This window comes from Pseudomonas sp. B13(2017) (assembly GCF_002113245.1).
Taxonomy (GTDB): Bacteria; Pseudomonadota; Gammaproteobacteria; order Pseudomonadales; family Pseudomonadaceae; genus Aquipseudomonas; species Aquipseudomonas putida_Z.
This window is the reverse complement of sequence record NZ_NEJX01000010.1, coordinates 118145-144625: the sequence shown is the minus strand read 5'-3', so window position 1 is coordinate 144625 and position 26481 is coordinate 118145. Positions and strand designations below refer to the sequence as shown.

Annotated in this window: 21 protein-coding genes and 1 pseudogene; 15 read left to right on the top strand and 7 right to left on the bottom strand. The window is 61.3% G+C overall.

The window, feature by feature from the left end; all coding sequences use genetic code 11:
• The first annotated feature begins 69 nt into the window (after nucleotides 1-69).
• From CAG44_RS15075 to CAG44_RS15055, 5 genes are all read left to right on the top strand, one after another.
• The gene (locus CAG44_RS15075; protein ID WP_025338152.1) at nucleotides 70-660 is read left to right on the top strand and encodes a cysteine hydrolase family protein; all 591 of its coding nucleotides are present in this window, start codon (nucleotides 70-72) and stop codon (nucleotides 658-660) included.
• A gap of 86 nt (nucleotides 661-746) precedes the next feature.
• Complete coding sequence (locus tag CAG44_RS15070; protein ID WP_024086500.1) at nucleotides 747-1067, top strand: hypothetical protein; 321 nt, start codon at nucleotides 747-749, stop codon at nucleotides 1065-1067.
• A gap of 163 nt (nucleotides 1068-1230) precedes the next feature.
• The gene (locus CAG44_RS15065; protein ID WP_024086499.1) at nucleotides 1231-1791 is read left to right on the top strand and encodes a Smr/MutS family protein; all 561 of its coding nucleotides are present in this window, start codon (nucleotides 1231-1233) and stop codon (nucleotides 1789-1791) included.
• Between the two features lie 70 nt (nucleotides 1792-1861).
• The gene (gene folE / locus CAG44_RS15060) at nucleotides 1862-2407 is read left to right on the top strand and encodes a GTP cyclohydrolase I FolE (RefSeq protein ID WP_013971502.1); all 546 of its coding nucleotides are present in this window, start codon (nucleotides 1862-1864) and stop codon (nucleotides 2405-2407) included.
• 59 nt (nucleotides 2408-2466) lie between these two features.
• Nucleotides 2467-2838 carry a glutaredoxin gene (locus tag CAG44_RS15055; protein ID WP_003260822.1) on the top strand — a complete coding sequence of 124 codons (372 nt, stop codon included), beginning with the start codon at nucleotides 2467-2469 and terminating at the stop codon, nucleotides 2836-2838.
• 130 nt (nucleotides 2839-2968) lie between these two features.
• Here CAG44_RS15055 and CAG44_RS15050 read toward each other — a convergent pair whose 3' ends face one another.
• Nucleotides 2969-3571 (bottom strand): glutathione S-transferase family protein, encoded by a 603-nt coding sequence (locus CAG44_RS15050; RefSeq protein ID WP_061302973.1) that lies wholly within the window; start codon nucleotides 3569-3571, stop codon nucleotides 2969-2971.
• A gap of 145 nt (nucleotides 3572-3716) precedes the next feature.
• Here CAG44_RS15050 and CAG44_RS15045 point away from each other — a divergent pair, with 145 nt between their 5' ends.
• Nucleotides 3717-4907 carry a benzoate/H(+) symporter BenE family transporter gene (locus CAG44_RS15045; RefSeq protein WP_084785075.1) on the top strand — a complete coding sequence of 397 codons (1191 nt, stop codon included), beginning with the start codon at nucleotides 3717-3719 and terminating at the stop codon, nucleotides 4905-4907.
• 144 nt (nucleotides 4908-5051) lie between these two features.
• On the opposite strand, the gene CAG44_RS29315 is transcribed toward CAG44_RS15045, so the two are convergent.
• The 3 genes and pseudogenes from CAG44_RS29315 to CAG44_RS15035 form a co-directional block, all read right to left on the bottom strand.
• Nucleotides 5052-5915, bottom strand: a complete 864-nt coding sequence (locus CAG44_RS29315) for a methyl-accepting chemotaxis protein (RefSeq protein WP_371858040.1) — start codon at nucleotides 5913-5915, stop codon at nucleotides 5052-5054.
• A pseudogene (locus CAG44_RS29310) lies at nucleotides 5913-6440 on the bottom strand (HAMP domain-containing protein); the annotation flags it as partial. The gene CAG44_RS29315 and the pseudogene CAG44_RS29310, both read right to left, overlap by 3 nt.
• Before the next feature lie 668 nt (nucleotides 6441-7108).
• Complete coding sequence (locus tag CAG44_RS15035; protein WP_085692428.1) at nucleotides 7109-8506, bottom strand: PLP-dependent aminotransferase family protein; 1398 nt, start codon at nucleotides 8504-8506, stop codon at nucleotides 7109-7111.
• 226 nt (nucleotides 8507-8732) lie between these two features.
• On the opposite strand from CAG44_RS15035, the gene CAG44_RS15030 reads away from it, so the two are divergent.
• Complete coding sequence (locus CAG44_RS15030; RefSeq protein WP_085692427.1) at nucleotides 8733-9908, top strand: MFS transporter; 1176 nt, start codon at nucleotides 8733-8735, stop codon at nucleotides 9906-9908.
• A 59-nt stretch (nucleotides 9909-9967) separates the two neighbouring features.
• On the opposite strand, the gene CAG44_RS15025 is transcribed toward CAG44_RS15030, so the two are convergent.
• Nucleotides 9968-10729: an SDR family oxidoreductase gene (locus CAG44_RS15025; RefSeq protein ID WP_025338144.1), complete on the bottom strand. Its 762-nt coding sequence runs from the start codon at nucleotides 10727-10729 to the stop codon at nucleotides 9968-9970.
• 175 nt (nucleotides 10730-10904) lie between these two features.
• On the opposite strand from CAG44_RS15025, the gene CAG44_RS15020 reads away from it, so the two are divergent.
• Complete coding sequence (locus CAG44_RS15020) at nucleotides 10905-11906, top strand: NADP-dependent oxidoreductase (RefSeq protein WP_085692426.1); 1002 nt, start codon at nucleotides 10905-10907, stop codon at nucleotides 11904-11906.
• Between the two features lie 470 nt (nucleotides 11907-12376).
• The gene (locus CAG44_RS15015; protein ID WP_085692425.1) at nucleotides 12377-12652 is read left to right on the top strand and encodes a DUF3077 domain-containing protein; all 276 of its coding nucleotides are present in this window, start codon (nucleotides 12377-12379) and stop codon (nucleotides 12650-12652) included.
• A gap of 188 nt (nucleotides 12653-12840) precedes the next feature.
• Here CAG44_RS15015 and pyrF read toward each other — a convergent pair whose 3' ends face one another.
• Nucleotides 12841-13542, bottom strand: a complete 702-nt coding sequence (gene pyrF, locus CAG44_RS15010) for an orotidine-5'-phosphate decarboxylase (protein WP_010952851.1) — start codon at nucleotides 13540-13542, stop codon at nucleotides 12841-12843.
• Between the two features lie 181 nt (nucleotides 13543-13723).
• Here pyrF and CAG44_RS15005 point away from each other — a divergent pair, with 181 nt between their 5' ends.
• Nucleotides 13724-13891: a DUF2897 family protein gene (locus CAG44_RS15005; RefSeq protein WP_010952850.1), complete on the top strand. Its 168-nt coding sequence runs from the start codon at nucleotides 13724-13726 to the stop codon at nucleotides 13889-13891.
• A gap of 247 nt (nucleotides 13892-14138) precedes the next feature.
• On the opposite strand, the gene CAG44_RS15000 is transcribed toward CAG44_RS15005, so the two are convergent.
• Nucleotides 14139-14474, bottom strand: coding sequence for a ComEA family DNA-binding protein (locus CAG44_RS15000; RefSeq protein ID WP_085590160.1), 336 nt, complete (start codon nucleotides 14472-14474; stop codon nucleotides 14139-14141).
• 691 nt (nucleotides 14475-15165) lie between these two features.
• Here CAG44_RS15000 and wecB point away from each other — a divergent pair.
• The 5 genes from wecB (at nucleotide 15166) to CAG44_RS14975 (ending at nucleotide 26439) form a co-directional block, all read left to right on the top strand.
• Nucleotides 15166-16308, top strand: a complete 1143-nt coding sequence (wecB, locus tag CAG44_RS14995; protein WP_085692424.1) for a non-hydrolyzing UDP-N-acetylglucosamine 2-epimerase — start codon at nucleotides 15166-15168, stop codon at nucleotides 16306-16308.
• Nucleotides 16305-17567: a UDP-N-acetyl-D-mannosamine dehydrogenase gene (gene wecC / locus CAG44_RS14990; protein ID WP_085692423.1), complete on the top strand. Its 1263-nt coding sequence runs from the start codon at nucleotides 16305-16307 to the stop codon at nucleotides 17565-17567. Before wecB ends, wecC begins: the two co-directional genes overlap by 4 nt.
• A gap of 13 nt (nucleotides 17568-17580) precedes the next feature.
• Nucleotides 17581-23661: a glycosyltransferase gene (locus CAG44_RS14985; RefSeq protein WP_085692422.1), complete on the top strand. Its 6081-nt coding sequence runs from the start codon at nucleotides 17581-17583 to the stop codon at nucleotides 23659-23661.
• Between the two features lie 166 nt (nucleotides 23662-23827).
• Nucleotides 23828-26038 carry a heparinase II/III family protein gene (locus CAG44_RS14980; protein ID WP_256575283.1) on the top strand — a complete coding sequence of 737 codons (2211 nt, stop codon included), beginning with the start codon at nucleotides 23828-23830 and terminating at the stop codon, nucleotides 26036-26038.
• A 17-nt stretch (nucleotides 26039-26055) separates the two neighbouring features.
• On the top strand, nucleotides 26056-26439 hold the full coding sequence (locus CAG44_RS14975; RefSeq protein ID WP_085692421.1) for a hypothetical protein: 384 nt from the start codon (nucleotides 26056-26058) through the stop codon (nucleotides 26437-26439).
• Nucleotides 26440-26481: the final 42 nt, after the last annotated feature.

Here is a 26481-nt window from a genome sequence, read left to right as displayed (position 1 = left end):
TCAACCATTCCCATTGGCGCCAAGGCAGGGGAGAATAGGTATACAAAAGCCCTATCCAAGGAGCCCTTGATGTCCGTTCCAACCACGATGTTTCGCCTCACTGGCCGCGACTACCCGCCGGCCAAGCTGAGCCACGCCAGCCTGATCATCATCGATGCGCAAAAGGAGTACCTCAGCGGGCCCCTGGCGCTGTCGGGCATGGACGAGGCCGTGGCCAACATCGCCAGGTTGCTCGACGCCGCGCGCAAGAGCGGCCGTCCGATCATCCACGTTCGCCACCTGGGCACTGTCGGTGGCCGCTTCGACCCACAAGGGCCGGCCGGCCAGTTCATTCCGGGGCTGGAGCCGCTGGAAGGCGAAATCGTCATCGAAAAACGCATGCCCAATGCATTCAAGAACACCCAACTGCATGAGACCCTGCAGGCGCTGGGCCACCTGGACCTGATCGTCTGCGGCTTCATGAGCCACTCCAGCGTCAGCACCACGGTACGCCGCGCCAAGGACTATGGTTACCGCTGCACCCTGGTGGAAGACGCTTCGGCGACCCGCGACCTGGCATTCAAGGATGGGGTGATCCCGGCCGCGCAGATCCACCAGTGCGAAATGGCCGTGATGGCCGACAACTTCGCTTGCGTGGCCCCCACCGCCAGCCTGATCTGATCGGCTGGGTACAACCGCCCGGCAGCCGGGCGGAACCCGATGGGCGGCTCCAGGTCGAATTCCGGATATCCACAGAGGAGAGCGGAATGAAGCTCAAAGGCAGTTTCGACGCCAAGCGCCTGCGCCCGCGCGAACCGCGTAACTGGGGCGCCCGCCTGGCGGCCGGCCTGTCGGCCATGCTGGCGACCCTTGGCGTGCTGCTGGCGATGGCCGGGGTCGCCGGCCTGCTGGGCAACTACCCTGCCCTGGCGGAGCTCAATGCCAACAAACCGCTGGCCGGCATCCTCACCGTGGCCGGCCTGCTGCTGCTGTGGCTGGGCGTGCGCTTCTGGCGGCGCAGCCGCATTCGCCTGCGCCGCGGGCGGGAACTGAACCTGTCGCCGCACCTGATGAAGAAGCATGACTGAAACCTGTGCCGGCCCTATCGCCGGCAAGCCAGCTCCCACAGGTACCCCACAAGTCCTCAGGCCCTTGGTAATCCTGTGGGAGCCGGCTTGCCGGCGATAGGGCCCACACAGGCTGCACAAGGCCCCACAGTCGCGTAAACTACGCCGCCCACGTGGAGGCATCATGCAAGACGACGATTTTTCCCTGTTCAAGGCCGAAGTGCGCGGTGTCAAACCGATCACGCACGACCGCGCCGAAGTCGGCAAGCCCAAGGCCGACCGCCAGAAGCTGGCCGGCCTGCGCCAGGCGGCGACCGTGCGCAGTGACAAGGCGCTGGTGATCGACGGCATGTCCGACCAGTTCGTCATCGACGTTGGCGCCGAAGACGAGCTGCTGTGGCGCCGCGATGGCGTGCAGGAAGGCCAGCTGCGCAAGCTGAAGCTGGGGCAGATCCCGTTCGAGGGCAGCCTCGACCTGCATGGCATGACCGTGGAAAAGGCCCGCGAAACCCTGTGGGACTTCATCGCCGAAGCCACCAAACTGGAAGTGCGCTGCGTGCGGGTTACCCACGGCAAGGCCGCGCGCCTGGACGGCAAGCGCCCGATGATCAAGAGCCACGTCAACACCTGGCTGCGCCAGCACCCGCAGGTGCTCGGTTTTGCCTCGTGCAACGCCCGCCACGGCGGCACCGGCGCGGTGTATGTGATGCTCAAGCGAACCATGCTCGAAGGCCGCGACGAGTAACGCCGCGCTTGCAGCGCCGCCCTCACCGCCGTACCCTTCGTTTTTGCGATTTTTTCCCACAGGTAGATCCATGTCCCTGGAACAGAACTACACCGAGATCCTCAGCCAGATTGGCGAGGACGTCTCCCGTGAGGGCCTGCTCGACACGCCCAAGCGGGCTGCAAAGGCGATGAAGTACCTTTGCCGCGGTTATGAGCAAACACTGGAAGAAGTCACCAACAACGCGCTGTTCAGCTCTGACAACAGCGAAATGGTGCTGGTCCGGGACATCGAGCTGTATTCGATGTGCGAACACCACATGCTGCCGTTCATCGGCAAGGCGCACGTGGCCTACCTGCCCAAGGGCAAGGTACTGGGCCTGTCGAAGGTGGCGCGCATCGTCGACATGTACGCTCGCCGCCTGCAGATCCAGGAAAACCTCAGCCGCCAGGTTGCCGAGGCCGTGCAGCAGGTAACCGGCGCCGCCGGTGTTGCCGTGGTCATCGAAGCCAAGCACATGTGCATGATGATGCGCGGTGTCGAGAAGCAGAACTCGACCATGATCACCTCGGTGATGCTGGGTGAGTTCCGCGAAAACGCCGCCACCCGCAGCGAGTTCCTCAGCCTGATCAAGTGATTGGCTGCTGACCCCGAGCCGACCCTGCCGGGTCGGCTTTTTCATTTCAGGAGTTGCCCATGATCGTCAAAGCCCTGCGGGTTGGCCTCGGCCAGCTCATCGTGTTCGGCGACTGGATCAGCCGCCCGGCCAAGCGCAAGCGCGACGCCGCCGCCCAAGCCCGCGTCGAGCAAGCGGCCCAGGGCCTGGCGCTGTACCAGTTCCACGCCTGCCCGTTCTGCGTCAAGACCCGCCGTACCCTGCACCGTTTGAACGTGCCGGTGGCGCTGCGCGATGCCAAGAACGACCCGGTGCACCGCCAGGCCCTGCAGGAAGGTGGCGGCCGGGTGAAAGTGCCGTGCCTGCGCATTGAAGAAGCGGGCAAGGTGACCTGGATGTATGAGTCCAAGGCGATCATTGCCTACCTGGATGAGCGGTTCGCTTCGGCCTGACCGTTTGCAGGCGGCCTGTACTGGCCCTTTCGCGGGCACGCCCGCTCCCACAGGTTCACCACAGGGCTGAATATTGTGGAATACCTGTGGGAGCGGGCATGCCCGCGAAGAGGCCGGCACAGGCTAGAAACTAGCCCACCATCGGCACATGCCGTGGATGGCTGCTGACCCGCTCCAGCCAGGCCCTCACTGCCGGGTAGTCGGCCAGGTCGAACCCGCCCTGCTGCGCCACATGGGTGTAGGCATACAACGCCACATCGGCAATCGAATACTGCTCGCCGACCAGATACGGCGTCATCTGCAGCTGCCGCTCCATCACCCTCAGGGCCTTGTAACCGCCCTTGTGCAGCTTGCGGTACTCCTCCAGGCGCTCGTCTGGCAACCCCAGGTAGAACTGGATGAAACGCGCCACGGCAATGTACGGCTCATGGCTGTACTGCTCGAAGAACTGCCACTGCAACACCTGGGTGCGCAGGCGTGGCTCGGTGGGCAGAAACTCGCTGCCATCGGCCAGGAAGTTGAGAATGGCATTGGACTCCCACAGGTAGCTGCCGTCTTCCAGCCCCAGCACCGGCACCTTGCCGTTGGGGTTCATCGCCAGGAACTCGGGCGTTTCGGTCTCACCCTTGAGGATGTCCACCGGGTGCCATTCATATGGCCGGCCCAGCAGGCTCAACATCAGCTTGACCTTGTAACAGTTGCCCGACTGGTAGTCGCCATAGACCTTGTACATCACCCCTCCACTCCCAAGCAGTTCTGCATTTGCGCCCAATAGTTGGCGACTGTACGGCTAAAAGCAATGGCCGCTGTATGGCAAGGATCAACCTTGCTCGCTGTAGTCTGAAAAAACTGCTTACACCTTTACAAGGATTTTGTTCATGACCGATGCCACTTCCGCACGCCTTCGGCCCCTGGCAGACAGCTCCCCGTCGGCGGTGGTCGCCGGCTTCATCGCCATGCTCACCGGCTATACCAGCTCGCTGGTGCTGATGTTCCAGGCCGGCCAGGCTGCCGGGCTGACCAGCGCGCAGATTTCGTCATGGATCTGGGCGTTGTCGATCGGCATGGCGGTGTGCAGCATCGGCCTGTCGCTGCGTTACCGCACACCGATCACCGTGGCCTGGTCCACCCCCGGCGCCGCCCTGCTGATCACCAGCCTGGGCGGGGTCAGCTATGGCGAGGCGATCGGCGCCTACATCACCTGCGCCGTGCTGGTGCTGATCTGTGGCCTGACCGGCAGCTTCGAGCGCCTGGTCAAGCGCATCCCGGCCTCGCTGGCCTCGGCGCTGCTGGCGGGCATCCTGTTCAAGATCGGCAGCGAAATCTTCGTTGCCGCCCAGCACCGCACCTTGCTGGTACTGGGCATGTTCTTCAGCTACCTGCTGGTCAAGCGCCTGTCGCCGCGTTACTGCGTACTGGCCGCGTTGCTGGTGGGCACGGTGCTGTCCGGCGCCCTCGGCCTGCTGGACTTCAGCGGCTTCCGCCTGGAAGCGGCCACGCCGGTGTGGACCACGCCAAGCTTCTCGCTGGCGGCGACCATCAGCATTGGCATTCCGCTGTTCGTGGTGGCGATGACCTCGCAGAACATGCCGGGTGTGGCCGTGCTGCGCGCGGACGGCTACCAGGTGCCGGCCTCGCCGCTGATCTCGGCCACCGGCTTTGCCTCGCTGCTGCTGGCACCGTTCGGCTCGCACGGGGTCAACCTGGCGGCGATCAGCGCGGCGATCTGCACCGGGCCACATGCCCATGAAGACCCGGCCAAGCGCTATACCGCGGCGGTGTGGTGCGGGATTTTCTATGGCATTGCCGGGGTGTTCGGCGCGACCTTGGCGGCGTTGTTTGCGGCGCTGCCGAAAGAGCTGGTGCTGTCGATTGCGGCGCTGGCGCTGTTTGGCTCGATCATGAACGGGCTGACCGTGGCGATGAGCGAAGCGCGGGAGCGGGAGGCGGCGGTGATCACCTTCATGGTTACCGCTTCGGGGCTGACCTTGTTCTCGATCGGCTCGGCGTTCTGGGGGATTGTGGCGGGGGTACTGGCCTTGATGATCCTCAACCCGCGCAGGGCCTGAAGGTATTTGTTGCCTGTACTGGCCTCTTCGCGGGCACGCCCGCTTCCACAGGTACACCACTGCCCTCAGGTTCAGTGATATCCCTGTGGGAGCGGGCGTGCCCGCGAAGAGGCCGGTACAGGCAACACAAGGCCCAAGCCCAGATCACAACCTGAAATGCCCCACCATCCCCTTCAGATCAGTACCCAACTGCGCCAGCTCGATACTCGACCGGGCATTGTCCTGCATTGCCAACGCCGCCTGATCGGCACTACCACGGATCTGCGTGACGCTGCGGCTGATCTCTTCCGCCACCGAACTCTGCTGCTCGGCCGCCGCGGCAATCTGCTGGTTCATCTGCTGGATCAATGACACCGCCGCCGCGATACTGCCCAGCGCGCTTTCGGTCTGCAGCGCATCGGCCACCGCCAAACGCACCAGCTCGGTACTGCCGCGAATCTGCGCCACCGACTGCTGGGCATTGCCACGCAGGCTGGCGACCAGGGTCTCGATCTGCTCGGTAGACTGCCGGGTACGCCGCGCCAGCGCACGCACCTCATCAGCGACCACGGCAAAACCACGGCCCTGCTCACCCGCCCGGGCGGCTTCGATAGCAGCATTCAGCGCCAGCAGGTTGGTCTGCTCGGCCACGCTCTTGATCACTTCCAGCACGTCGCCAATGGTGTGGATCTCGGCACTGAGGCTGTCGATGCCGGCGCTGGCCGTCTCCGCCGCCGACGCCAGTTGCTCGATGCGCTGCATGCTCTGGCGCACCACCTGCTGCCCGGAATCAACCTTCTCGTCCGCAGCCTGGGCTGCCTGCGCCGCCTCTTCGGCATTACGCGCCACATCGTGCACCGTGGCGGTCATCTGTTGCATGGCGGTGGCCACCTGCTCGGTCTCTTCCTTCTGGCTGCCCACCTCGCGGTTGGTCTGCTCGGTCACCGCCGACAGCGCCTGCGCATTGCCGGCCAGTTGCTCGATGCCCTGCTGCAAACCGCTGACAATGCCCGACAGGCCCGCCGCCATCTGCTGCATGGCCTGCATCAGCTGCCCTACTTCGTCACGCCGTGGAGCCTGGGCGTCAAAGCTCAGCTCGCCGGCAGCGATGCGCTGGGCGCGGGCAATCACATGCTTGAGCGGCCCGACCACGGCGCGGGTGATCAGCCAGGCGGCCAGCACACCTACCAGCAGCGCCAATGCCGTGGCCAGGCCGATGGCCACGGCATTGCGTTGCAGTTCGCCCTGCAGGGCCTGCTCTTGCCCCAGGTAGGCCTGGTCGACCCGACTGGTGACTTGCTCGGCACTGGCCTGCAACTGCGCCTTCAAGCCCTGCTCGCGGGCCAACTGGTCAGTGTATTCGTTGAGCTTTTCCGAGAAGCTGCCAATGTGCCCCGCCACTTCGCCCAGCACACTCTGGTAGCCGGCATCGCTGACAGCGCCCTGCAACTGGCTAACCAGGCTGGCGGCCTCGACGGTCTGGGCGATGCGGTCCTGGCTGACGCCCTCTTCGCCCTTGCGGCTTTTTTCCAGGCGTACCCGCGCTTCGTCCATGGCCTGCAGCATCAGCCGCGACACCTGCGCCACCTGCCCGGCCTGCTCGAGGAACGCGCCGCCCTGCTGGCCCTGGGACTGCTTGAGGGTATACACGCCGTCGTCAGCCAGGCCGGCCTGCAGCACATCGAGGTTGTTGGCCACGCTGGACACCGACCAGCTGGCCATGTCCAGCGCCAGCTCCTTGGCCTGCACCGCTTCGACAAAGGCCTCGAATGCCTGGCCATAGGCGGCCAGGTCGGTTTCCGCCGCCGCCAGCGCCGGCAGGCCACGGGCGCGTTCGGCCAAGCCCTGCAGGCCGCTGCGCAAGGCCTCGGCCTGCTGCAGGTCGGAGCGCAGGGCAAAGGCCTGCTCGTGCTGGCGCAAGCGCAGCAGGTCGGTATTGAACTGGGCCAGTTGGCGCAAGCTGTCGAAGCGCTGGCCAACGCTGTGCAGCGCGGCAATGCCAATGGCCGCCACCGCCAAGGTCAGCACCAGCACCAGGGCAAAGCCCAGGCCGAGTTTGCGGGCCATGCCCAGGTTGGCCAGCACACCGTGCTTGCTCGTGCCCATGCCGATTCCCCTTCTGCGTGCGAGGTTATCCCGAAGGCCAAGGGTGGCAACGTTGCCAGCCGATGAACAAGGGCCTGGCGTCAGAATAGTGTCAAATAGCTATGAGCGTGTCGCTATCAGCTTGGCAGAGGTCGCCCTGCGTGCTGAAGGAAGGCCTGGGCGCGAGAGTCCTGCCCGTAGGCGACATTGATGCGCAGCCAGTCGCTGGCCGTGCCCTGGTAATCGAAGGCGCTGCCGGGGGTGAGCAGCACATCGTGTTCCAGCGCCAGGCGCTCCAGGCTGGCGAAATCCCGGCCCGGCACGCAGGCCCAGACGAACATGCCGCCGTAGGGCTCGCAGAACACCTGCCAGCCCGCCTGTTCCAGCTGGCCGAGCAGCCTGGCCATGTGCTGCCCCAGGCGCACACGCAGCCGCTGCACGCTCTTGCGGTAGCTGCCGTTGGCCAGCATCTGCCCCACCACCTGCTCGGCAAAGCGCGAGGTGCCGATGCCGCTGACCATCTTCAACTCGGCCAGGCGCGCCAGCAATGCCGGGTCGGCGACCAGGTAGCCGACCCGCAACGAGCTGCTGAGGGTTTTCGAGAAGCTGGCCATGTAGATTACCCGCTGCTCGCTGTCGAGGGTGGCCAGGCGGGTGGCAGGTCCTTCCTGGAAGTCGGCGTAGATATCGTCCTCGATTATGCGCAAGTCGTGCTCGCGGGCCAGCTCCAGCAGGCGATACGCCACCTTGGGCGTCAGGCTGGTGCCGGTGGGGTTTTGGTACAGGCTGTTGATGAACAGGCAGCGCGGCTTGTGCGCCGCCAGCAGGGCTTCGAGGGTGGCCAGGTCCGGGCCTTCGGCGGTGCGCGGCACCGGCAGCATGTGCACTTGGTGCTGGCGCAGCAGGTTGTACAGGTTGTAGTAGCCGGGGTTTTCCACCAGCACCGTGTCGCCCGGGCGCAGCAGGGTGCGCACCAGCAGGTCGAGGCCGTGGCTGGCGCCGTGGGTGGTGAGGATACGTTCGGGGCCGGCGGCGATGCCCAGCTGCGCCAGGCGCTTGTGCAACTGCTGGCGAAGGCTGGCCAGGCCCAAAGGTGGGCAATAGTCGAACAGGTCCTGTGGGTTGCCGCGGCTGACCTGGCGCACTGCCTGGGCCAGTTCGGTGGCGGCGCGCCAACTGCTGGGCAACCAGCCGCAGCCCAGCTTGAGCAACTCGTCATGGCCCTCGCGAAACTGCCGCCAGCTGCCGTCGCCGGCCTCGCCCCAGGGTTGGGCGTCTTCCACGGCCAGGCCGTGTTTGCGCTCGGCGACGAAAAAGCCAGTGCCGTGGCGGGCCTCCAGCCAGCCGCTGGCGACCAGGCGGTCGTAGGCTTCGATCACACACGACGCACTGACCGCCTGGCTGCGGGCCAAGGCCCGGATCGACGGCAGGCGCGCGCCGGGGCGCAGGCGTTGCTGGTCGATCCAGGTTTGCAGGTGGTCGGTGAGTTGCTGTACCAGCGGGGTGGTGCTGGTGCGGTCGAGGGGCAAGTGCATGGGGCAAGTGTTCGCTGGTTTTGAGCGAACAGTTAAGCATAAAAGGGGTGGCGGTGTGTCTGGTGATGGGAATGGGCTGACATCAGAGTGGGCAGGCCCGGCCCTTTCGCGGGTGAACCCGCTCCCACAGAGATCGCACCCAACCCGAGAGCGGTGCAGTACCTGTGGGAGCGGGTTCACCCGCGAAAGGGCCGGTACAGCCACTACAGAACCAGGATCCCTACCCATGCCCTCCGCCCCGGCCCGCCTGGCCTTCGCCCTCTGCCTGATCACCCTGGCCGTCAACCTGCAGGCCCCGCTGTACATCACCTACGCCGACCTCTCCGGCCAAGGCGCCGCCGCCACCGCAGTGGCCTTCTCCGGCTATGTGCTCGGCGTACTACCCGTGCTGCTGGCCCTGGGCGGGCTGGCCGACCGGGTTGGGCGCCGGCCATTGGTGCTCGCCGCACTGGCCTTGTCGATGGTCGCCACCGTGCTGATGCTGCTGGCCCCCAGCCTGCAAACCCTGGGCCTGGCGCGACTGTTCCTCGGCCTGGGCACCGGTCTCGCCTCGGCCACGGCCACCGCCTACATGGGTGAACTGATGGGCGGCGCAGACAACACCCGCGCCGCCAATTGGGTTACCGCCAGCACCTCGCTGGGCTTTGGCCTGGGCGCGGCGCTGACCAGCCTGTTCCTGCTGCGCGGCCCCAGCCTGACCCCAGGCAGCTTCCACCTGCAACTGCTGCTGGCGGCGCTGGCCATGCTGCTGGTGTGGCGCCTGCCGGACCCACGCCCGGCAGCACGCAACCCCATGCTGCGCCTGCCCTGCTACCCCCGTGGCAGCGTGGCCTATGGCCTGGCCATTTTGCTGGCGTGGGCCTGCGTGGGGCTGGTGATCGCCCTGCTGCCGGGCATCCTGCGCCAGCATGGGCTTAGCGCCTGGTCGGGGTTCTCGACCTTTTGCGTGATCAGCTGCGGGTTGTTGTTCCAGCCCATGGCACGGCGCCTCAGCAGCCGTACGGCCACGTTGCTGGGGCTGGTGATATTGCCGTGCAGCTATGCCGTGCTGGCTTGGGGTGCGGACAGCGGCCAGCTGGGCGCGGTATTGCTGGGTGCGGTGGCGGCCAGTAGTGCGTGCTACGGGTTTATCTACCTGGGCGGGCTGGCGGCGGTGAACGAGCTGGCCGGCAGCGAGAAGACACGGGCCAGTGCCGGATTCTTCCTGCTGGCGTACCTGGGGTTCAGCCTGCCGGTGATCTTTACCGGGTTGTTGAGCGACCGGCTGGGATCACGATTGGCGTTGCTGGTATTTGGTGGGGTGTTGATGGTGGGGTGTGTGGTTGTAGGGCTGGCATTGTGGTGGTCTGCCAGGGCCTCTTCGCGGGTAAACCCGCTCCCACAGGGACATCACAGGACCTGAGGGCAGCGGGGTACCTGTGGGAGCGGGCAAGCCCGCGAAGAAGGCCACGCGGTTTCGGCTCAGATCGCCGTAGCCCCACCATCCACCGCCAGGCAATGCCCAGTAGTGAACGCTGCGCCATCACTGCACAGGTACAGCACGGCACTGGCAATTTCCTCGACCTTGCCAATGCGCCCCACCGGATGCATGGCAGCGGCAAACTCGGCCTTGCGTGGGTCGGCCTCATAGGCACGGCGGAACATGTCGGTGTCGATCACCGCCGGGCACACCGCATTCACCCGGATGCCCTTCTTGGCGTACTCGATGGCCGCCGACTTGGTCAGGCCGATCACCGCGTGCTTGGAGGCGCTGTAGATGCTCATCTTCGGCGCCGCGCCCAAGCCCGCCACCGAAGCGGTATTGACGATGGCCCCACCGCCCTGGGCCAACAGCAACGGCAGCTGGTACTTCATGCACAGCCACACACCCTTCACGTTGACGCCCATGATGGCATCGAACTCCGCCTCGCTGCCCTCGGCCAAGCGGCCCTGCTCTATCTCGATACCTGCGTTGTTGTAGGCATAGTCCAGCCGGCCGTAGGCAGCGATCAGGCGCTCGTGCAGTTGGCGCACCTCGGCGTCACGGGTAACGTCGCAGGCAATGAACAGCGCCTCCCCGCCCGCAGCGTGGATCAGGGCCACAGTGGCCTCGCCACCGGCCGGGTCGAGGTCGGCCACCACCACCTTCAGGCCCTCCCGGGCGAAAGCCAGGGCGGTTGCCCGGCCGATGCCGGCGGCGCCGCCAGTGACCAGGGCTACCTGGCCGGAAAAGGTCATGCTCATCGCGTGCTCCAAAGCGTGCTTGGTGGGGTTCAGAGCATAGTCAGCCACCACCCGCCCGGGCAGCATCATCACCCCACCGGTTGGGCTACCATGCTTGTCAGTGATGTTAAGGACCTGCCTACATCAACAGGGTAGATTTGACGCCTCCCCCTTCCATTGCCCACAAGGACCCGCCATGACCAACACCAACCGCCGCTTCCTGCTCGCCAAACGCCCGGTCGGCGCCGTGCGCCGTGACGACTTCAGCTTCGAGACCGTGCCCGCCGAACAACCCGGCGAAGGCCAGGTGCTGGTGCGCAACCTGTACCTGTCACTGGACCCGGCCATGCGCGGCTGGATGAACGAAGGCAAGTCCTACATCCCGCCCGTGGCCCTGGGCCAGGTGATGCGTGCGCTGGGTGTTGGCGAAGTGGTTGCCTCCAACCACCCTGCCTACAAGCCGGGCGACCATGTAAGCGGCGCCCTTGGCGTGCAGGACTACTTCACTGGCGAACCCCAGGGCCTGCACAAGATCGACCCCAGCCTGGCGCCCCTGCCGCGCTATCTGTCGGCGCTGGGCATGACCGGCATGACCGCCTACTTCGCCCTGCTGGACGTCGGCCAGCCCAAGGCCGGTGACACCGTGGTCATTTCCGGCGCGGCCGGCGCGGTGGGCAGCATTGTCGGGCAAATTGCCAAGATCAAAGGCTGCCGCGTGGTCGGCATTGCCGGCGGCGCCGAGAAGTGCCAGTACCTGAAGGACGAACTGGGCTTTGACGGGGTGATCGACTACAAGGCCGAAGACGTGCTGGCCGGCCTGAAGCGCGAATGCCCCAAAGGCGTGGACGTGTACTTCGACAACGTCGGCGGCGACATCCTCGACGCCGTGCTGACCCGCATCAACTTCAAGGCACGTATCGTGATTTGCGGCGCGATCAGCCAGTACAACAACAAGGAAGCGGTAAAAGGCCCGGCCAACTACCTGTCGCTGCTGGTAAACCGAGCGCGCATGGAAGGCTTCGTGGTGATGGATTACGCCAAGGATTACGGCAAGGCCGCGCTGGAGATTGCCGAGTGGCTGGCCAGCGGGCAGGTGAAGAGCAAGGAGGATGTGGTGGAAGGGCTGGAGACCTTCCCCGAGACCTTGCTGAAGCTGTTCAGTGGGGAGAACTTTGGCAAGTTGGTGCTCAAGGTTTGAGATTGAGGTAGCCAACACTGGCCTCATCGCCGGCAAGCCAGCTCCCACAGGTATAGCGCCACCCTTGAGCCCGACGCTGTACCTGTGGGAGCTGGCTTGCCGGCGATTAAGCCGCACAGCGGCCCCGGCGATAACTGCAGCACCGCGTTCGCAGCGCGTCAGACTTTCCTGAACCTTGCTCTCACCGCTTCAGCTTGAAGCAACAAGTGAACTATCCTACGCAGCGGTCGGAAGCAGCTGAATTGTCGGGGAAATCCCTCAGGGATAACTTCACCGGGTCGCCATGTTGGTGACCGGGTGTGAGAACCTGTTGCGAGTTAGCTGGCTTGCCTGTCATGGCGGTCGTACGCGGGCAGACCTCGGTCTGGCCGAGCTTTGAAGCTCCCTCGGTTTCTCACCCCGTGTACGACTGCCGCCCAGGTCCGTGAGAAAGATCCGCGTGGCAGTTCCACTTGTCAGGAGCTACTACCATGAAAAAGAACACCCCCTCCCCCATCCTCACCGCAGGCCTGGAAACCTTCCTGGAAGCCGGCAACCCCACCCTGGACCTGCTCCGCGTACAACCCGGCATACCGATCGATGATGCCTACGAGCACGTTTCAGTCCTGCTGGGCTACATCAAGCACCTTGTACGCGAAGGCGACATGGAAGATGACCACAAGCTGCTGGGCTCCGCCGATTACCTGCTGGCCATGGCCAAGGCCCTGATGAACGACATCGAACTGGCCAAGAACAAGCTGCACTGACAGGCTTTGAGGGAACAACCCAAAATCCAAAAGCTGACTCACCCGCTCCCACAGGTCCAGCTCTGCCTGTGAGGCTGCGCTCTTCTGTGGGAGCCGGCTTGTCGGCGATCACCGCCAAAGGCGGTGCCATGTACCAAACAAAAAAGGCCAGCACTCTCATGCTGGCCTTTCTCTACAACGCGGGCTACTTACCCACGAATCTCCGCCACCACCGCAGCCAACGCCTGCGCCGGATCGGCAGCCTGGCTGATCGGCCGGCCGATCACCAGGTAATCCGAACCCGCATCCAGTGCCTGGCGCGGGGTGAGGATACGGCGCTGGTCATCCTGCGCACTGCCCGCCGGGCGAATGCCTGGGGTCACCAATTGCAGCGACGGGTGCGCCGCCTTCAGCGCCGGGGCTTCCAGCGCCGAGCACACCAAACCGTCCATGCCAGCCTTCTCGGCCAGCGCCGCCAGGCGCAGCACCTGCTCTTGCGGGTCGACATCCAGGCCGATGCCGGCCAGGTCTTCACGCTCCATGCTGGTCAGCACGGTCACACCAATCAGCAACGGCTGCGGGCCGCTGCGCTTGGCCAGCTCTTCACGGCAGGCCGCCATCATGCGCAGGCCACCGGAGCAATGCACGTTCACCATCCATACCCCCATCTCGGCGGCAGCCTTCACCGCCATCGCGGTGGTGTTGGGGATGTCGTGGAACTTGAGGTCCAGGAACACTTCGAAGCCCTTGTCGCACAGGGTTTCGACAATGCCCGAAGCACTGCTGGTGAACAGCTCCTTGCCAACCTTCACCCGGCACAGCGCAGGGTCAAGCTGGTCAGCCAGCTTCAGGGCGGCCTCACGGGTAGGGAAATCCAGGGCGACGATCAGGGGCGTCTGGCAGGCGGACATGGGCAGGGTCTCTTGGCAAGTCGAAAACGGCGCGCATTGTAAACGAAGTGGCACAGGCTTTGGGGCCCGCGGGTCACGGAATTGGCCCGACAGTGGCTGGCTCCTATAATTGAACCAACGGAACGGGCAATTGCTCAACATTTGTACAAGCGCTGCCCATCACCAGCAAAGGAGAACGACAATGCCCTGGTATGCCTGGCTGATACTCATCATAGCGCTCGGCTCGATCGTCGGCGGGCTGATGCTGCTGCGCGACACGGCAAAGAAACTGCCACTGACCGAAGAACAGCTGCGCAAGGTGCATGAGCGCAATGCCGAAGCGGATGCCAAGGATGCGCAGGACCGCTAGCGCACCCCGGTCGCTGGCGCTGCCACGATCTGACCGGCTGTTACGGTCGATGTAGGAGCGGCCTTGCGTCGCGAAAGGGCCGCAAAGCGGCCCCCGGGGTTCAGCGGCACTGCAGGAATAGCTGGGGCTGCTTTGCAGCCCTCTCGCGACGCAAGGCCGCTCCTACAGGGGGCGCGTCAACCAGCCAATTAGATCCCTACTTCATGAAAGTCAGGGCCAGGACACAAACCCCAGCCCCCTCCCCCCCCTATTCCACCATCACCTTGTCCCGGTTGCGCTCCAGCAACGCATTACCAATCCCCTTGATCTCCAGCAGCTCATCCACCGAGGCAAACGGCCCATTGGCCTCCCGGTAGGCCACGATGGCCTCAGCCTTGGCCTTCCCTATCCCGTTCAGCTCCTTCTGCAAAGTAAGCGCGTCAGCGGTGTTCAGGTCCAGCCGCTGCGGCTGCTGGGCCTGCTGCTGGCTTACCACCGGGACCGGCTCGGGCACCGCCGTGGCGCTGGCCGGGGCAGCGCTAAGGGAAAAGGACAGGCTGGCGAACAGCGGCAGTAGCAGGTACGACAGAACGTTGTTACGCATGGTGAACACTCCTGGGTTGGTCATTTTCCAGCAGCCGTTTTCCTTCGGCTGCGCAATCAACCCTAGCGGCTCTGCCATTTTGCAAAAAGGCTCTTGACCTGGTTAATCGTTACCGAATCCGACATTAAAAAAAGCAACTTCGCCCACCCAAAAGCAATGGCGTTACGCCATATTTCAGGATAAGTTCATGAAACAAAGGCGATAGCAAATCGCCGCCAGGTAAATTCCCGTTTAACCTAGGTTTCATTCAGACCAAAAGCTGTTGTTTTTCCCACAAGCCTTGCCGGACAAGGCCCCATCCCATTCGTCGTATGCCTCGGTTGTATTGACTTTATTGGCATGATGCCTGAATAACATCAAACAATCGTTTTTCTTGATGCAACTTTCAAAAATAGGATCCAATCATCCGATAGATAGAGGCAAATTCGGACGATCAGGGGAAAAAAACGTGCCATACGGGATGTCATCTTGATGACGAAATGATAAATTTGCGGTCATTGGACAACCGCTATGCTTGAAGGATCCGAGCCACATGAATTTTTCTTCACCACCTTCAAAGCCCCCCGTTCGCGCTTGCGTGTGTGGAGCCCCCTAGGCCACTCCCCCCGGCCGATTTGCGTAATACCTGTGATCTGCACCCCGTAACACCAGATCCAATCGCCTTTACATCAATACACAGAAGACCGTCGCCGTGTCCCTCAAGACCCTCACCGTATTTGGCACCCGCCCAGAGGCCATCAAAATGGCTCCCCTGGCCCTCAACCTTGCCCAGGACGACCGTTTCGAGTCGCGTGTCTGCGTAACTGGCCAGCACCGCCAGATGCTCGACCAGGTATTGGAGCTGTTCGAGATCACGCCCGACTACGACTTGAACATCATGAAGCCCGGCCAGGATCTGACCGATGTGACCACTGCCATCCTGCAGGGTCTGAAGCCTGTGCTGGCCGAGTTCAAGCCCGACGTGGTACTGGTGCACGGCGACACCGCAACAACCCTGGCCACCAGCCTGGCCGCCTACTACCAGCAGATTCCGATTGCCCACGTGGAAGCCGGCCTGCGCACCGGCAACCTGTATTCGCCATGGCCGGAAGAAGGCAACCGCCGCCTGACCGGGGCACTGGCCGCCCTGCACTTCGCGCCCACCTCCACCTCCCAGGACAACCTGCTGCGTGAAGGTACGGACGCCGCGACCATCTACACCACCGGCAACACCGTGATCGACGCGCTGCTGGAAGTGGTCCGCAAGCTGGAAAGCCCCGAGCTGAAAAGCCAGTTCGAAAACCAGTTCAGCTTCCTGAACCCTGAGCGCCGCATGGTGCTGGTCACCGGCCACCGCCGCGAAAACTTTGGTGGCGGCTTCGAGCGCATCTGCCAGGCCCTGGTGCAAACCGCGCGTCAATTCCCTGATGTGGACATCGTCTACCCGGTACACCTCAACCCGAACGTGCGCGAACCGGTCAACCGCCTGCTGGCCGACGTCAACAACATTCACCTGATCGAGCCGCTGGACTACCTGCCGTTCGTCTACCTGATGACCCGTTCCTACCTGATCCTGACCGACTCCGGCGGTATCCAGGAAGAAGCCCCAGCCCTGGGCAAGCCGGTACTGGTCATGCGTGACACCACCGAGCGCCCGGAAGCCGTGGCTGCCGGTACCGTCAAGCTGGTGGGCACCGACGTGGAATCGATCACCGAAAACCTGGCGAAACTGCTGACCGACGATGCGACCTATCGCGAGATGAGCTTCGCCCACAACCCCTACGGCGATGGAAAAGCGTGCGCGCGAATCCTCGACGCACTTTCCAACTTCTCCCGTTCCGAGGAAGTAGCATGAGCTTCAACAAGATTTCCGTCGTAGGCCTGGGCTATATCGGCCTGCCAACGGCCGCCGTTTTCGCCGCCCGCAAGAAGCACGTGATCGGTATCGATGTAAACCAGCACGCAGTCGACACCATCAATCGTGGTGAAATCCACATCGTCGAGCCTGAGCTGGACATGGTGGTACACGCTGCCGTGACCGAGGGCTACCTGCGCGCCTCCACCGTTCCGGAAGCTGCCGACGCCTTCCTGATCGCCGTGCCAACCCCGTTCATGGATGACCACCAGCCGGACCTGAGCTACATCGAGTCCGCCAGCAAGGCCATCGCGCCCGTGCTGAAAAAGGGTGACCTGGTCATCCTGGAATCCACCTCCCCTGTCGGCGCCACCGAGCAGATGGCCTTCTGGCTGGCCCAGGCCCGCCCGGACCTGAGCTTCCCGCAAACCCACGGTGAAGACTCCGATATCCGCGTTGCCCACTGCCCTGAGCGCGTGCTGCCAGGTCACGTGTTGCGCGAGCTGGTGGAAAACGACCGCATCATCGGCGGCATGACCAGGAAGTGCTCTGAAGCTGCCGTACGCCTGTACCGCACCTTCGTTGAAGGCGAGTGCATCGTCACCAACGCCCGCACCGCAGAAATGTGCAAGCTGACCGAAAACAGCTTCCGCGACGTGAACATTGCCTTCGCCAACGAACTGTCGATCATCTGCGACAAGCTGGACATCGACGTGTGGGAGCTGATTCGCCTGGCCAACCACCACCCGCGCGTCAACATTCTGCAGCCAGGCCCAGGCGTGGGCGGCCACTGCATTGCCGTCGACCCATGGTTCATCGTCAGCCAGACCCCAGAGCAGGCGCGCCTGATCCGCACCGCCCGCGTGGTCAACGACAGCAAGCCTGAGTGGGTGATCGACAAGGTCAAGATGGCCCTGGCCAACTTCCTGATCAAGAACCCGGGCAAGTCAGCCCAGCAAGTGAAAATTGCCTGCTACGGCCTGGCCTTCAAGGCCGACATCGACGACCTGCGCGAAAGCCCTGCCCTGAGCATTGCCGAGCGCCTGGGCAACGAGCTGGAAGCCACCCTGCAACTGGTCGAGCCGAACATCGAAGCCCTGCCGCAGCGCCTGGCGCGCCACGAGCATGTGGACTTCGACTTTGCCCAGGACAGCGCCGACATCCACGTACTGCTGGTGAAGCACCGCGAATTCCGCGGCACCTTCAACGTGCGCGACGCGGCATTCGTGATCGACGCCGCCGGCGTTATCCAGGCTTGATGGACCCAACCGCATGAACAACCCCACGCTTGAGAAACTTACCGTGAACACAGAGCTGCCTTCACCATTGGCCGATATTCATGACCGCGTGATGGAAGCCTATTACGGCAAGCTGGGGGAGCAATTCATGCGGGAAACGCAGTCCCGCATCCATTGGATCTGCGCCCAGGTCAAAGGGCGCCGGATCCTGGATGTCGGCTGCTCGCAGGGCATCGTGCCCCTGCTGCTGGCACGTGAAGGCTGCCAGGTCACCGGTGTGGATACCAGCCCGCAGGCCATCGAAGAGGCCAAGGGCTACCTGTCTGCCGAACCGGCCCACATCCAGCAGAACGTCACGTATATCAATTCAGACTTCCTCGCGCTGGACACGCTCGAGGTTGAACCGGACACCGTTGTCATCAGCGAAGTGCTCGAGCACCTGGTACGCCCGGAGCTGTTCATCGAAAAGGCCCACGACCTGCTCAAGCAGGGTGGCCGACTGGTGATTACCGTGCCGTTCGGGGTTAATGACTTCATTGACCACAAACACACGTTCTACCTGATGGAACCGTTCCGGCTGCTGGCCGAACACTTGCAGATCATCGATGTGAAGATGCTCGGCAAGTGGCTGGGTATCGTTGCCGTGAAGAGCGAAGCGCATAAACCTGGCGTTATTGACTCGCTGACTATCGATCGCGTCCGTGAGCTTGAAAAGGCCTTCGAATCCATCGAGCGCGCCCTGCGCGAGAGCCTTGGCGCAATCGGTAAGCGACTGGAAGACACGAACAAGAAGTATCGCACCGCCAACGAACAGATTGCTCAACTCAAGCCCGAGGCCCAGAAGGCTGAAACGCTATCCAGAACGTTGCAAAACCGCGATGCCGACATTGCGGCACTGCAACAGGCCAACCGCGAAATGCTCGACGCCAAGGCAAAGCGGGTACAAGAACTTGAGGAAATCAAGGAGCGCCTGGATGACGCCAACAGAAAGTACCGGCTGACCACTGAACAACTTTCCCTGCTAAAGCCCGAAGCTCAGAAAGCCGAGGCCCTCTCGCGTCAGCTGCAGGATCGCGAATCACATATCAGTTCTATCGAGCAAGCGAGCCGGGAAGCCCTTGAGGCCAGCGCGCGCAGCATCCGGGCGCTCAATGAAGAACTTGATTCACTCAAGTCCAAGTTGGGCGAGGCGAATGAAAAGTGCCTCGCCACTGCGCAGCAGTATGCCCTGTTGGAACAGCGATTCGCGGCGCTTGAAGAAACCCAGGCGCAGACATGCCAGGAACTGACCGTAGCCAACGACGAACTGGAGCAGCGGAACCAGGAGCTGGAAACCCTGCAGCAATCCCTTCACAGCATCGAAGAACGATTGCTGGCCACCGATCAGCAGCGTGTGGCTGCTGAAGCGCTGGCAGCAAACGAGACGGCAGAGATAGCCGCCCTGCAGGCTCAACACGATGACCTGGAAAGCCGGCTTCAGCAAATGTTGGAGCTTCAGGCAAAGGACCAGCTCGACAATGCAAACCTGAATGAAAGCATGAGTGCGCTGCAGAAACAGCGTGACGAACTGGAGGCTCAGCTAGAGGCGTTGTCAGAGCAGCTTGTCCAAGCCCGGCAGATCAACGATGGTCATGTAGAAACCATCACAGTGCTTCGTGCACAGCAAGCCGCCTTGCAAGCCAGGCTGGAAAATCAGCGGCAGGCGGCAACCGAACTGCAGACCAAGGCCGAGCAGACCAATGCTGGCCATGTAGACACCATCACTGCCCTCCGCGCTCAGCAGGCAGCCCTGCAAGCCGCGCTGGAAAGTCAGCGGCAAGTATCGGCAGAGGCTCAGGCCCTGGCGGATCAGACAAGTGCTACTCATGAAGACACCATTGCCACCTTGCGCGAGCGCCTTGCGACTTTGGAGACCGCGCTGGAGAAACAGAAGGAGGCAATGAGCCAACTGCAAAACGAGAGCGATCAGGATATTGCCGAGAAGGATGAATGCATCACTACGCTGCGCATGCGCCAAGCGGAATTGGAAGCCGAACTTGAAAGCGAGTTGGAGTATATGAACGAATTGCAGGCCCAAACCCAACGGGCCGACGCTGCACAGGCCGAAACCATTGCCCTGTTGAAAGCGCGTCAAGCTGAACTGGAAAGCCAGTTGCAGGCGATGAGCGAAACACAGGCACGCAACGAGCGTGAGCATGCTGCCCAGGCCAACACCATCAATAAACTGGTCGACCTGCGCAATGGCCTGGAAGAGCAACTGCACGCAATGATGCAGGCCAATGCCCAAGCACAAGACACCCAGACAGAACAGGCAGAAACCATTGCCTCTCTGAATCAGGCCAAGGATGCGCTGGCCGAACAGTTGACGCTTGAGACTGCTAGCCGCCTGGCGGCGGAGGCAAGCCTTGCGGCCACCAATGAACAGTGGCAAGGCCTGCGCATGCAGCTGGAAAACGAGCTCAACTCGTCGAAAGCAGGCTTGGGTGCGGCAAACATGAAGTACCGCACCGTCAGCACTGAACAGATCCCGCAACTGAAGGCCAACCTCAATCAATTGCTAGAGCGCACTGCCGCGCAGCAGCGCAAGATCGACGAACTCAATGCGAATCTGGAACGTGCCAACACACAACGCCATCTAGCCGAACAGCGTTTGGTCAAGACACGCACCAGCATGACTTACCAGCTGGGCTACCAGATCAAGAACAGCGCAACCTCCTTGGGCGGGCTGGTCAAACTGCCCGTGCGCCTACTGCGCCTGTACCGCAAGGCCAACCAGCAACGCCAGCAGAGCGAACAGAAGCGGATCGCCAACGAACCGATGAAGGCCCTGCTGCCTCCTGCACCGATCGTTCAGGATGAGAACTACCTGAAGCTGCCGGAGGCCCTGCCTACCAGCGCGCAGAGCCGCTCTACGCTGTTGCGCCAGGCCGACCAACCTGTAAGCCGCCTGAAAGTGGCGTGCGTAATGGACGAGTTTACCTTTGGCTCGTACCGCTACGAATGCAACCTGATGCAGCTCACTCCTAGCAACTGGAAGGCAGAACTGGAAGGTTTCGGCCCAGAACTGCTGTTCATCGAATCTGCCTGGCGCGGCAAGGATGAACTGTGGGGTAGCAAGGTTGGCCACAACAGCCAGGAACTTCAGGACATTCTGTCTTGGTGCCGTCAGAACAAGGTACCAACCGTGTTCTGGAACAAGGAAGACCCGGTTCACTTCGAGACCTTCCTGACCACTGCCAAGCAGTTCGACCATGTGTTCACCACCGACATCGACTGCATTCACCGCTACAAGGGTGCGCTCGGTCACGATCGAGTTTACCTGCTGCCGTTCGCCTGCCAGCCAGCGCTGCATAACCCGATCGAGCTGTATGAGCGCAAAGACGCCTTCTGCTTCGCTGGCGCCTACTACGCCCGTTACCCGGAGCGTACCCGCGACCTCGGCAATTTCGTCTGCGAGCTGCCGAAGTTCCGCCCGCTGGAAATCTTCGACCGCAACTTCGGCAAGAACGATGCGAACTATCAGTTCCCCGAGGAATACCAGCCCTACATCGTCGGCACCCTGCCCTTCGAAAAAATCGACACGGCTTACAAGGGCTACCGGTATGCGATCAACCTGAACTCGATCAAGCAGTCGCAATCGATGTTCGCACGTCGAGTATTCGAGCTGCTGGGCTGCAACACCATCACCGTCAGCAACTTCTCGCGCGGTGTGCGCCTGTTGTTCGGCGACCTGGTCGTCACTACCGACAATGGCGAAGAGATGCTGCGCCGCCTGGAGCTGCTGGCCGAAGACCCGCTCAACAGTGACAAGCTGAAGCTCGCCGCCCTGCGTAAAGTGATGCAAGAGCACACTTACACTCAGCGCCTGGAATACGTGCTCACCAAGGTGACAGGCACCGTCAAGACCCAGCGCCTGCCGGAAATCGTAGTCGTCTGCGAAGCTCAGGATCGCCAGCAGTTCGACATGCTGCGCGCCCACCTGAACCGCCAGACCTACAGCCAGGTACGCATGGTCATCATCACCGATGCCTATCAGGGCAGCATCGTGAGTGATGACCCTCGTGTCGTGGTACTCAAACCAGCCCAACTGAAGAAATCCAGCCTTGGCGAGCTGGTTGGCAACACCCCGTGGGTTGCCGCGTTTGTACCGGGCGATTACTACGGCCCTAACTACCTGCTCGACCTGGCACTGGCAACGCGCTACAGCCGTGCACAGGTGGTTGGTAAAGCTGCTCACTTCACCTGCCAAGGGCAAGATGCCAAGCTGCAGTCGAATGAACTGGCATACCGTCCAGCTCAATCGCTGCGCGCACGGCGCTCGTTGGTCGCAACCGAAATCATTGCCGGCCAGCCATTGCTTAACTGGTTGAAGGGCCTGCCATCGCTGGAGTACGCACACGAGCAAGGCCTGGCGATCGACCCATTCAACTATTGCGAGAATGGCGCGGCACAGCACGACAAGATCAGCGCCAAGGTTGACGACCTGGACCTGAACCTCGGCATGACCATCGACCAGCTGCAGGCGCGGGCCCAAGCCATCGCGCCTCTGAAAGTCAGCCACGACTCACCGGAAATCACTGGCCGCGCCTTGGCCGAGATATTCGGAGTCAAGCACAACAAGTTCCTCGACCTGGCCGTCGATGTCGATAGCTGGCGCGTGAGCTCCAAGCTGGCAGATGGCAAGCACGAGTATGTGTATGCGCTGAATGAAGTCAGCCTGGACCAGCTGAATATCCAGGACCGAAAGCTCAAACTGTACCTCGACTGCACGCCTGGCCTGAACCTGCAATTGGTGGTGCTGTTCCTCGATGCCGAGAAGCAGCGGATCAGCCACGTGATGCAGCATGCCAACCGTAACCAGACTTCCGATGTGCCGCCGGAAGCCGCCTTCGTGCGCTTCGGCCTGCGTGCCTATGCTTCCGGCAACACCGAGATCAAGGCGCTGGTGCTCGGCCACCGCAACCTGCAGCCGTCGGAGATGCTGGGCCGTTCGCAACATCTGGTTGTCACCAACCATTACCCGGCCTATGAAGACCTGTATCGCAACGGCTTTGTGCATAGCCGAGTGATGGCGTATCAGGAGCAGAACCTGAACGTCGACATCTTCCGCCTGCGCAAGAACGAGGCTGTCAGCTATCACGAGTTCCAGAACGTGGATGTGGTAACCGGGTGCCAGACTACGCTCACCAAGATGCTTGAAAGTGGCCAGTACAAGAGCGTGCTGGTGCACTTCCTGGATCCCGATATGTGGGAGGTGCTCAAGCGCTTCACGCACCTGGTCAAGGTAGTGGTGTGGGTGCACGGCGCAGAGGTACAGCCTTGGTGGCGACGCGAGTACAACTACTCGGATGAACACCAGTTGGCGCTGGCAAAAGTCGAGAGCGAAAAACGCATGGCGTTCTGGCGCGAGACGCTGAGCAACATACCAGCCAACCTGAAACTCGTCTTCGTGTCTCGCTACTTTGCTGAAGAAGTAATGGAGGATGTGGGCTTCCGCATTCCTGAAGATCGCTACGAGATCATTCATAACCCGATTGATACGGAAACGTTCTCGTACCAGGCCAAGCCGGAAGCGCAGCGTATGAAGCTGCTATCCATCCGCCCCTATGCATCCGCCAAGTACGCAAACGACCTGAGTGTCAAAGCGATCGAGCTGCTGGCAGAGAAACCGTACTTCAAGGACCTTGAATTCCGCATGATTGGTGATGGCGTATTGTTTGAAGACACTCTCGCCCCGCTGCGCAAGTTCAGCAACGTGACAATTGAGCGCGGCTTCCTCAAGCATCAAGAGATTGCAGCACTGCACAAACAGTACGGCCTGTTCCTTTGCCCGACACGCATGGATGCACAAGGTGTCTCCCGTGATGAGGCGATGGCTTCCGGTCTGGTCGCCGTGACAAACGCCGTTACAGCGATCCCTGAATTCGTCGATGATGAATGTGGGATTCTTGCACCTGGCGATGACGCCCAAGCGATGGCAGACGGTATCGCGCGGGTGATCGAATCACCGGAACTGTTCCGTAAGATGTCCGCTGCGGCACGTGTACGTGTTGAAAAACAAACCGCCAAGCATTCAATCATCAACCGTGAAATCGAGCTGATTCGACAAGCATGATCCTGGTGCAGAGCCAACTGTTGGCACCCTTGGCACCCTTGGCAGCGCGGCAGCAGATCAGCTGCCGCAGCGTGCTCTGCGATCATCTTTCGGCGAACTGACTGAGCGCCTTGCAGCGCCATTGAGGGCTGCGCCCTTTTCACTATTCAGAAAACATTACAAAGACATGCTTAAGAAAATCCGCGATCACCTCTTCAAGGAAGACGAAATCGAGGCCACACCAGTACCCGTGGCAGATAAGCCTGCGTTGGACTTCCTCTCCGACCGGGCCATTCTGGACTACAGATCATTCTGCAACCACGGTAGCGAAATCGACGAGCCTTTCAACCTGCAGGGTTTCAGCGGCAATGCGCGCGCTGCAATGCTGGATGGCAATCCAGTATTTACCTTTACTGGAAACGCGAACGTCTACCAACTTCGCTTCAAGATGCCGCGTAGCTTCCACGGGAACGGCCTGCACCTGAGGTTCCGCATATCCGATTGGGAAAAGCTGAACTACATCGGCGTTGGCTACACATTCGAAGGCAGCTACCGCCATGTAAAGATCGTGAATGCCGCACGAGGTGAGTGGGTTGATTTCACTATCGGGCACAACGACCTGGCATTCGGTATTCAGAATGACTGGGCTGCCCCGCCCGCCTGCGATTTTGAGGAAATAAAGCTCTATTTCAAAGGACAGCCGCAAGAAGAAGGCTCCACCCTGGAGATCGAGCGCCTGACTTGCTGGCATGAAAACGACAAGCCCGCTGCCTGGCTGACCGAAGGTTTTGCAAGACAGCCTCTTCCCGAAGCACTTCTCGATTCTCTGTATGCTTACATGGAGAAGTGCTTCAAGGACGTGCCGACTCAAGCGAATGATTATCTGGAGAAAGGCGTCTGCCCACTCTATGGAAACATTGGCCTGGACTGGGACTGGCAACTGACCCTGCCAGACGAACTCGACGCTGTTGGCACCTATCGTTTTTCGTGGCATTCGCTGCATCCGGCAATCATTCTGATGCTGCATGCACGGCAAGAGAGCAGCGTTGCTCCTCTGTTCCCGGCACGCGAGTTCACCAGTAACTGGCTGGAACGAAGCTATTTCAATGCCGACGAGGACAGGAAGTTTGCCTGGTATGACCATGGCACCGCCGAGCGACTGCTAGCGTTCTTGATGATCTGGGATATTGGTGCAAAGCAGCAGTTCGATACCCGCTTCATGGTGCGCCTGCGCGCAGCCATCTTCAAACACGCCCAGCTGCTGGCTTCGGAGATGTTCTACGCCTCTCACCAAGCATCCCGCTACCACAACCATGCCTGGTTCCAGGATATGGCACTGCTGGCAACCAGCCTGGCCATGCCCGATTTCCCATGCTCCGAACGCTGGCAGTCGCTGGCCTTGTCACGCCTGACTGACCAGCTTGACAGGTTGATCGTTCGCGACAACGGTTACGCGGTGTTTGTCGAAAACTCCATCGGCTATCACCAAGGTGTGCAACGGCTGATCGCCTTCGCCGGCGAACTGGCGCAGCAGAGTTCCCACGTCACCACCATTCCAACGGTCGCTGAAGAACTACTCAAATTCTCTGACTTCTTGCGCTACCCGGATAATCGCTCCCCTGCCCAGGGCGACACGTTCCGCCGCGCTAATCCGGACCTGGAAACGGTACGCAATTGCAAGAATTATCCAACTACCTCCGCGACGATCCTTCCGACTGCAGGATACGCGATTATCAAGGGCAACCATGCACAGACCGCTTACATGCTGACCATGTTTGCAACTTCGCTGTGCAAAACACACAAACATCAGGACAACCTGTCTTTCACGTTGTTCATGGATGGTATTGAGTGGCTTATCGACCCTAGCTTCTATTCGCACGAGTATGTCAAGCCAATACAGAGCTTCCTGAGGGGCCCCTACTCGCACAACAATCCGGTTATCGGTGATGTGCCATATAGCATTGAACCAGGGCACGCTCAACTTGCAGGGGAGATCATTGGCAATGACTTTGCCCTGCATGGCTCGCATGACGCCTTTACCGACGCCATCGTAAAACGCAGCATCACAGGATATCTGGATCAACTGCAGCTTGATATCTGCGACGAGATCCATACAACACTGAAAGACAAGCCCATGTTTAGCCTGTTCCACTGCGGTGACGGCACGCGGGTGACAACAACTGAGGATGGCGTGGAAATTCGTCATCCGGCGTCCAGCTATCGAATTACCATCGCTTCGAACTGCCCTTGCACGGTCGTCACAGGCTGGAACGATGATCAACTGATAAAAGGCATCAGCGGAGTTGGATTCATGCAGCAGATTGACACGACGATGGTCGCATTTGAAATGAAGAACGCTATTAAAGCGCAATTCACTGTTACAGCCCACCAAAACTGAAGCATTTCGGAACAAACATGAAAAAGATTGCTCTGTATTCGATTCTAGCCCTTTTCCTGACCGCTTGCGATGCACCGAACACCGCCAACGTTAACCTTAAGGAAGGCCACAAGATCTCCTTAAATAATGTCAAGAGCACCAAAAGCTACCTGACAACCAAGGACGAGAAGGATCGTCAATTCCATTACTTCGAGACCACTGCTGACCTGAAGACTGTATACCAAGACTTCAGCCAAGCACTGGAAAAGAACGGCTACAACCCGACCATTAAAACTCAAGACGAGTCGACAATTCAGGTATACTTCAGGAAGCCGAACTCCGCGATGATTGTTGCAAACTTCAAACAGCCCAACCTTAACCAGGCAGCCACCCAAGCAGTACTTTCCTGGGCAATAAACTAAAGTAACGCCCCGGAAAACCCAGATACACTTGAAACAAGGCAA